This is a genomic window from Bacillus sp. es.034 (assembly GCF_002563655.1).
Lineage (GTDB): Bacteria > Bacillota > Bacilli > Bacillales > Bacillaceae_B > Rossellomorea.
In genome coordinates, this window is sequence record NZ_PDIY01000001.1 from 1,292,501 (window position 1) to 1,295,000 (window position 2,500).

General features: G+C 50.4%; 2 rRNA genes (1 of these 2 only partly in view). Both read left to right on the forward strand.

Annotation, left to right across the window (positions count from 1 at the left end):
• Nucleotides 1-1,669, forward strand: a 23S ribosomal RNA gene (locus ATG71_RS06645) (it extends 1,267 nt beyond the left edge of the window).
• 230 nt (nt 1,670-1,899) lie between these two features.
• Nucleotides 1,900-2,016 (forward strand): 5S ribosomal RNA (gene rrf / locus ATG71_RS06650).
• The last annotated feature ends 484 nt before the right edge of the window (nt 2,017-2,500 follow it).

A 2,500-nucleotide genomic window follows, 5' to 3' on the forward strand; every position in this document is an offset into this window, starting at 1 on the left:
CCGTAAGGACTGGTGGAGTGCTTAGAAGTGAGAATGCCGGTATGAGTAGCGAAAGATGGGTGAGAATCCCATCCACCGAATGCCTAAGGTTTCCTGAGGAAGGCTCGTCCGCTCAGGGTTAGTCGGGACCTAAGTCGAGGCCGATAGGCGTAGACGATGGACAACAGGTTGATATTCCTGTACCACCTCTTTTCCGTTTGAGCAATGGGGGGACGCAGGAGGATAGGGTAAGCGCACTGCTGGATATGTGCGTCTAAGCAGTTAGGCTGATGATGAGGCAAATCCCATCATCGTGAAGGCTGAGCTGTGATAGCGAGCGAATTATAGTAGCGAAGTTCCTGATTCCACACTGCCAAGAAAAGCCTCTAGCGAGGAAAAAGGTGCCCGTACCGCAAACCGACACAGGTAGGCGAGGAGAGAATCCTAAGGTGAGCGAGAGAACTCTCGTTAAGGAACTCGGCAAAATGACCCCGTAACTTCGGGAGAAGGGGTGCTCTGGTAGGGTGCAAGCCCGAGAGAGCCGCAGTGAATAGGCCCAGGCGACTGTTTAGCAAAAACACAGGTCTCTGCGAAGCCGTAAGGCGAAGTATAGGGGCTGACGCCTGCCCGGTGCTGGAAGGTTAAGAGGAGTGCTTAGCGCAAGCGAAGGTGCGAATCGAAGCCCCAGTAAACGGCGGCCGTAACTATAACGGTCCTAAGGTAGCGAAATTCCTTGTCGGGTAAGTTCCGACCCGCACGAAAGGCGTAACGATCTGGGCACTGTCTCAACGAGAGACTCGGTGAAATTATAGTACCTGTGAAGATGCAGGTTACCCGCGACAGGACGGAAAGACCCCGTGGAGCTTTACTGTAGCCTGATATTGAATTTTGGTACAGCTTGTACAGGATAGGTAGGAGCCTTGGAAACCGGAGCGCCAGCTTCGGTGGAGGCATCGGTGGGATACTACCCTGGCTGTATTGAAATTCTAACCCGCGCCCCTTATCGGGGTGGGAGACAGTGTCAGGTGGGCAGTTTGACTGGGGCGGTCGCCTCCTAAAGAGTAACGGAGGCGCCCAAAGGTTCCCTCAGAATGGTTGGAAATCATTCGCAGAGTGTAAAGGCACAAGGGAGCTTGACTGCGAGACCTACAAGTCGAGCAGGGACGAAAGTCGGGCTTAGTGATCCGGTGGTTCCGCATGGAAGGGCCATCGCTCAACGGATAAAAGCTACCCCGGGGATAACAGGCTTATCTCCCCCAAGAGTCCACATCGACGGGGAGGTTTGGCACCTCGATGTCGGCTCATCGCATCCTGGGGCTGTAGTCGGTCCCAAGGGTTGGGCTGTTCGCCCATTAAAGCGGTACGCGAGCTGGGTTCAGAACGTCGTGAGACAGTTCGGTCCCTATCCGTCGTGGGCGCAGGAAATTTGAGAGGAGCTGTCCTTAGTACGAGAGGACCGGGATGGACGCACCGCTGGTGTACCAGTTGTCTTGCCAAAGGCATCGCTGGGTAGCTATGTGCGGAAGGGATAAGTGCTGAAAGCATCTAAGCATGAAGCCCCCCTCGAGATGAGATTTCCCATCACGTATGTGAGTAAGATCCCTAGAAGATGACTAGGTAGATAGGTCAGAGATGGAAGCATGGCGACATGTGGAGTTGACTGATACTAATCGATCGAGGACTTAACCACACTATAAAGCGGAGGCGGCTTGAACAGAGACGACAAGCATTTCTGGGCAATCAGAAGAGGGTGCTTTTTACCCTCAGCTGATTGAACTGAAATGACCTCGAGTCTCTAGCCGCCGGAGCTGGACTGCATTCTACTTTCAATAGTAGATGCAACAATTGGTCGATATTCGGCTTTCTTGACATCAATTCTTTATCTAGTTTTGAAGGAACAATCCTTCAATTAAATATTCGTCTGGTGATAATGGCGAAGAGGTCACACCCGTTCCCATGCCGAACACGGAAGTTAAGCTCTTCAGCGCCGATGGTAGTTGGGGGATCTCCCCCTGTGAGAGTAGGACGTCGCCAGGCAAATGTGAAAAGAGTAGCTCTTAGGAGTTACTCTTTTTTGTTTTAGTTTTTGTTCGAAGAACATAGTGAAGGAGAAGCTGTTTTGGAACGGAGGGTCTGCCTGTTGATGAAGTAGGGAATAGGGTGAGAGATGAATGGACTGGTAAAGACGGAGTAAAGAAGATTCGACACCCCGGCATGATAATTTATAATGTCGCATGAAAAATCACAACCTCGCATGAAAAACTCACTCCCCGCACGATAATCATCAATCCGGCATGATTCCTATCAGATCTCGCATGAATTTTCCCCAAAGTGATCTTAACAATCGATCTATTACGGTAATAGCTCATTTTACATAGGAAGAAGGAGTAAGAGGGTGGAATATGAACAGTGAATCGTAAATGTCGACTCAACAATCGTTCTTAGTACGGTTCTAACCCATTTTGACACAATGAATCAGCAACAACCACATATAGCAATGACTAGCTATTTTGCTAGTCAT